Here is a 5,279-nt window from a genome sequence, read left to right as displayed (position 1 = left end):
GGAGCCGAGAAGTCCGCTAGAAAAGAGAAATTATTTATGGAAAAAAAAGAGCAGTGCGTTACTGGGAAATCACAAGGGATATAGAGACCCTTCCCGAAAATTCCACCTGGTATGTGATGACACTCGCTTCCGGGAGTCTTAGCAAAAGAAGTTGGGAATTTATCGGGAAATAGGACTGGGATTGAATAGGGTTTTCGACAAAGTAAGAGGGAATTAGGATGGGCCGATGGACGAGTAACGCCAGGGTAAGCTCATCTAATTTGGTATAAATTGTACTTGACAATGACTCAAATGAGTGATATTAAGCCCAGTCGCGCTCGCCCATGATAACGCTCCCTTATTACCAATAATTTCAGGGATTTTTATTAAAAGTAATCCACCCGACATGATACAATCGGGCAACTATGCCCCATAATAAAATCTTTAGGAAGATACTTTATGTCTCAGGGTTTTGAGATTAAATCTGCCTCGGGGAAAAAAAGTTTTCCTTCTCACCCCCAACTCCAAGAAGTAGGAGAAATTCAAGCTATTCAACAGAGCTTAGTCCAGCATTTTGCCGACCTTAAAGACCCGAGAGTTGAGAGAACTAAGAAACATCTACTTACAGATATTTTGACGGTCGCAATTTTGGCTATAATTGCCGGAGCGCAAGGGTGGGAAGACATCGAGAATTATGGCATTAGTAAAAAAAAGTGGTGAGAAGAATTTTTGGTATTACCTTATGGTATCCCTTCCGACGACACTTTTCGGAGAGTATTTGAGTTTATAGATCCAGAAACTTTAAATCGCTGCTTTTTCCGATGGGTAGAAACTCTCGTGACTCGGACAGGAGGAGCAATTATTCCCATTGATGGTAAGACAATTAGAGGTTCTTATGACCGTAATCAAGGGAAATCGGCACTTCATGTTATTACTGCTTGGTCGGCTGAACAACGTCTAGTTTTGGCACAGATGAAAGTGGATGATAAATCCAATGAGATTACGGCGATTCCGGCCTTATTAGAGTTGCTAGACATTACTGATTGTATCATTACTATTGATGCGATGGGGACTCAAACTGAGATTGCTCAAAAGATTATTGACAAGAAAGGGCATTATGTTCTCTCACTTAAAGCTAATCATCCAACTTTATATGCTCAGGTTAGAGAATGGTTTGAACAAGCACTCGGCGCATCAGTTTTCTGGGCTTGATGTTAGTTATGACCAACGGATTGAATCCGGTCATCATCGTAGAGAAATCCGTCAAGTTTGGTCGGTGCCAATTACAGTTATCAGTGAGCTTTACCAACCCCGATTATGGGCGGGACTTAAAAGTGTGGTCATGGTGGTTCGAGTCCGTCATCTTTGGAATAAAACTACTCGGGAAGTGCAATTTTATCTAACTTCTTTAGATAGTGATGCTCAACTTTTAGGTCGAGCTATCCGAAAACATTGGGGGATTGAAAATGAGGCTCATTGGACTTTAGATTGTACCTTTGCTGAAGATGCTTGCCGGAAAAGCTCTTTCCACAGTCCCCAGAATTTAGCTGTCGCAGGACGGCTCGCGCTCAATGCCCTCAATCGTGAACCGACTTACAAACGTAGTCTTCGACAAAAAATGAAAAGAGCAGCTATGGATAATGATTATTTGATTCAAATTATCCGTTCTTGTTTGGCTGACAATATATTAGATTCTTCTGAGTCCTTTTGTCAAGCGTGATTGAGATGCTCTTACCCTGCGAGTAACGCAATATTCACTGATTGAAAAATGGTGGGAAATCCTTTGTAGTGCTTACCTGATGATCGGCCTCTATACTAGAGCGTCGGTTCAGTAAAAAGAGTTGACAAAAAAGCAGAGTGTATGTAGTTAGCTTGTCAATAAGCTCTACTCTGCACCGAGTTCAGGAGAGCAGAACCTGATCCATTCGAGCAATGACATGAAGGTTATGGACAACAGCCACTCGGCGCACGCAGATCGAAGAGATTTTTACGCAGTCCAATATAACGGGCACGGTTCCCCTGCCAATGACCAATATGAGCCAGAGCGTGTTCAACTGTAGTGCGTTGTCTGAGTTGAGCGCGACCAATAGCAGTGGATTGACGTGTACGTAGCTCTTGCATTAACAATTCATTAGGATGAATCGATACACTCCGTCCTTTTTGACTGTTCGTGCAACTTTCTCTCTTTGGACAAATGGCACATTCATGCTGAGGAAAGTGAACAACTTTTCCCGGTTCAAAGGGGATACTTACTTGATTGGGGCAGCTAATTAAATTATGTTCCCAATCAAAAACAAAAGCCTTTTTATCAAAACAGTCAAAATTTCTGACCGACCACGCCTTACAAAATATCTTTAAGTTTTCCGAGCGCTCGGTGACCCAGTGACTAGATAAGTAAGCGCGGTCAATATGTAATTCAGATAGCTGAGTATGTGAGAATTTTAAGTCTCTGGAAATGTCAACTGTAGCAGCAGATTCGGGAGTATTCGCTTTCGTCAAAGCCACAGCCCGAATTACGCCCATATCTAAATCTTTGAGAACGTGGCGTTTATATCCATTTATTTTCTGAGAGCTGCTTTTCCTTCCATGTCGCATATCGGGGTCTTCAATAGAAATGCGCCTGTCTTTGGCCACCCCTTTACTGAGAATAGGAACTCCTTGAGAGTCTAAGGTTACATTTTGAGATTCAATGACTCGGGCAACAACTAGAGTCGATTGTGCCACTTCAAATTCATCAGACTCAGACTGGGATTGCATCCATTCCTCTACGGAATTTAAGCTGTTTAGGATAATTGAAAGCGCGTTTTGACGCTCTCTTGGGTCGTCCCAGTTTAAGTCTAATGCAGTTTTTAAGCGGGAACTACTAACAATTGAAGTACCTAATTCATGGGCAATTTCTGCCAGCCCCCTCCCCTGCTGGACTGCTATCACACTCACGGCCTTACGAAGAGCATGACCCAATAGGTTATAGGTATCTTCTACTTTAGCTGTTCCCCATAACGGAGAGGAATCTCCTGCCACTCTTAGTTGAGATGAGCCAAATCCACCTTTTTCTTTAGCGATTTCTACAGTCCGGTCAATTAAACGCTGGTCAAGTTCCTGTTTAATTAAAGCCTTTCTGAATTTCACCAAGGTGGCTTTACAGAATGGAGTTTTTTCGCACTCCAAACAATCCAAAACTAACTGCCAGCGTTGATCCATCAGCATTTCTTCAATCAATTCATCATCAGAAATTCCTAGGTACGCTTGAAGAATAGTCGCCAAAGCAAGTTGTGCTGGGGGTACTGGACTATACCCAACTGTACTGTCTTTGAAAATTGTAGCGAGTTCTTCTTGGAACTCATCATTAAATACAGCACTTTCCGCTGTTATGAGGTACAATAACAGCAATTAGGTTTCCCAGTTTCTTAAATGTTTAGGATTCATTAAGTTAAGGGCAACTGCAATTATTGTATCAATCATGGATGTGGTAGTTGGAGCAAATCTCCGCAAAAAAGATTTGAGTTGTGACCACCAAAGCTCAATGGGATTAAAATCGGGAGAGTAGGGTGACAAACAAATAACAGTAGCACCTACAGCTTCAATCATTGGCACAATTGATGCTAGTTTATGAGCCGGTAAATTATCCATCACTACTACTGCTCCTAGCCAGAATTTAGGACATAAAAACTCAGCGATAAATACGGCAAATGCAGCTCCATCCATTGAATCATTGATTATCATTAATGCCAGCACTTCGTTAATACTAATTGCGCCAATGGCTGTCACTTTTGCTCCTCGATAAAAGGGTTTTAGTTCGGATACTCTTGTCCCTGACTGTGAACAGGCATGAGTTATCGTCGCACCCAGTATAATACCAGTCTCATCCAAAAATACTAGGTTTTTTGGCTCGATATTCTGGATCTTTTCCCAATATTCCACTCTTAAATTTTGGACTCTTTCTGTTGCAGCTTGGCTACTGTACCATGTTTTTTTTTACGATTTAGTGAGAGTTTGTGCAAACAGCGACACATTGCCGTCCGACTCACCCAATTTCCGGTTTTATGTGCAAATAATTCACACAACTCTATTAAAGTAGCATCAGGATGAGCTGCCACCAGTGCTTTGACTTCTGCTTCCGCATTGGTCAGATGACTGAATTGTGGTTTTCCTCTCTGTTTCGGCTGTATACTTCCCTCGGTTTGTTGTTGCTAGTGCCTATTTTTGGACGAGACTTTTACGCTCCAGCAAACCTGATAGCTACTTTCCTAATTGACATCTTTTCTGTCAAATGTGCTGTCACTATCCTTTCTCGGAGATCGAGCGAATATGCTTTCATTGGCTTTAACGACAAAATGATATTCCATTATTTATTGTACCGCATTACAGCGGGAACCGCTGTATATCGAGACGATTGAGCCTGAGAAATGTAAATAGTTTGGCTCTTTTGATACGCTTGATAATCACCTCTTCTGAGGCTGATAGTTCCACAGGAGGAGTCCATAGAGGAGGACGCATAAGGTTTCTTCTCAAAACTTGTTAAAGTTTAACCGGGTTCTTACTTCACATATCATAGTTGTCTGGTTCTGTCAAGTCTGGGTACTGAACCGACGCCCTAGGTCTAATACAGCCGTTAACTCCCCGACTTCATCACCCAGCACTTCATCCGCAAAAAACTTTTCACTTCTCCACCGCTTTGAGCAACATCAAGACGCTTGATGAAAAAAATAGTTGTCAGAGCCATCTAAACAATTTGAGATTAATACTACAACCTTTAATTAGCTTTAACTTGATAAAACAGTGGCTAAAAGTTTTGCCGATTCCACAATTATCTACAGGCTTGGTTCGATTAAGAGCGTTAATGAATTTTTACCCAAATCCCTTCTCTTACTTGATGAATGAGAGTTAATTCTTATTTTATTCTGCCGCTTAGTGACAGAAAAGGGGTATTTTATAAGAGGAGTTATCAGTCATTAGTTATTAGTTATTAGTTATTTAGGAGTGGCTCCAATAGGGTGCATCTCACTTTTACCAATCTCTAAAAAAAGGCTAAAATAAAAAAAGCAGTAAACATCTCAAAAAAGGATAAGGTAAAAAATGACACCCTCAGATCGACAGCAGCTAAAAGCATACTTAGAAGGGGCAGCATCCATTCTTTACAGAAATACAGACCCAACAGAGCTAAAAACTTTTGAAAGTATAGAAAAAGCCTGACGTCAAAAAATTTTATCAGAAGTGAGACCATTGGAGTTTAGACTAAGCAGGTCAAAAAGTACGATCGCTGTGAGACTAGCGAACAGTTCTCAAGAACGGCAACGGTT

3 protein-coding genes and 3 pseudogenes are annotated in these 5,279 nt (G+C 41.3%); 4 read left to right on the top strand and 2 right to left on the bottom strand.

The window, feature by feature from the left end:
* Positions 1-23 precede the first annotated feature (23 nt).
* Positions 24-186, top strand: a pseudogene (locus QUB61_RS37615) (IS701 family transposase); the annotation flags it as partial.
* Positions 187-438: 252 nt separating this feature from the next.
* Positions 439-1,699: pseudogene (locus QUB61_RS37610) on the top strand (ISAs1 family transposase).
* 224 nt (positions 1,700-1,923) lie between these two features.
* Here the strand turns inward: QUB61_RS37610 and QUB61_RS37605 are convergent.
* Positions 1,924-3,369 (bottom strand): transposase, encoded by a 1,446-nt coding sequence (locus tag QUB61_RS37605; protein WP_333136319.1) that lies wholly within the window; start codon positions 3,367-3,369, stop codon positions 1,924-1,926.
* Complete coding sequence (locus QUB61_RS37600) at positions 3,370-3,900, bottom strand: transposase (protein ID WP_333136316.1); 531 nt, start codon at positions 3,898-3,900, stop codon at positions 3,370-3,372. It lies immediately after the preceding gene.
* A 209-nt stretch (positions 3,901-4,109) separates the two neighbouring features.
* On the opposite strand from QUB61_RS37600, the gene QUB61_RS37595 reads away from it, so the two are divergent.
* Together QUB61_RS37595 and QUB61_RS37590 are read left to right on the top strand one after the other, a co-directional pair.
* Complete coding sequence (locus QUB61_RS37595) at positions 4,110-4,376, top strand: hypothetical protein (protein ID WP_333136314.1); 267 nt, start codon at positions 4,110-4,112, stop codon at positions 4,374-4,376.
* Between the two features lie 679 nt (positions 4,377-5,055).
* Positions 5,056-5,169, top strand: a pseudogene (locus QUB61_RS37590) (ISKra4 family transposase); the annotation flags it as partial.
* Positions 5,170-5,279 lie beyond the last annotated feature (110 nt).

The sequence above is a fragment of the Microcoleus sp. C2D2 genome (assembly GCF_036702495.1).
In the GTDB taxonomy this organism is placed as follows: domain Bacteria; phylum Cyanobacteriota; class Cyanobacteriia; order Cyanobacteriales; family Microcoleaceae; genus Microcoleus.
The sequence above is the reverse complement of the archived record's forward strand: the minus strand, read 5'-3'. Positions and strand labels throughout refer to the sequence as shown.

Bases quoted from the DNA above. Each gene is read 5' to 3' on its own strand.
- QUB61_RS37595 (WP_333136314.1), top strand. From the start codon at position 4,110: ATGACTGAATTGTGGTTTTCCTCTCTGTTTCGGCTGTATACTTCCCTC.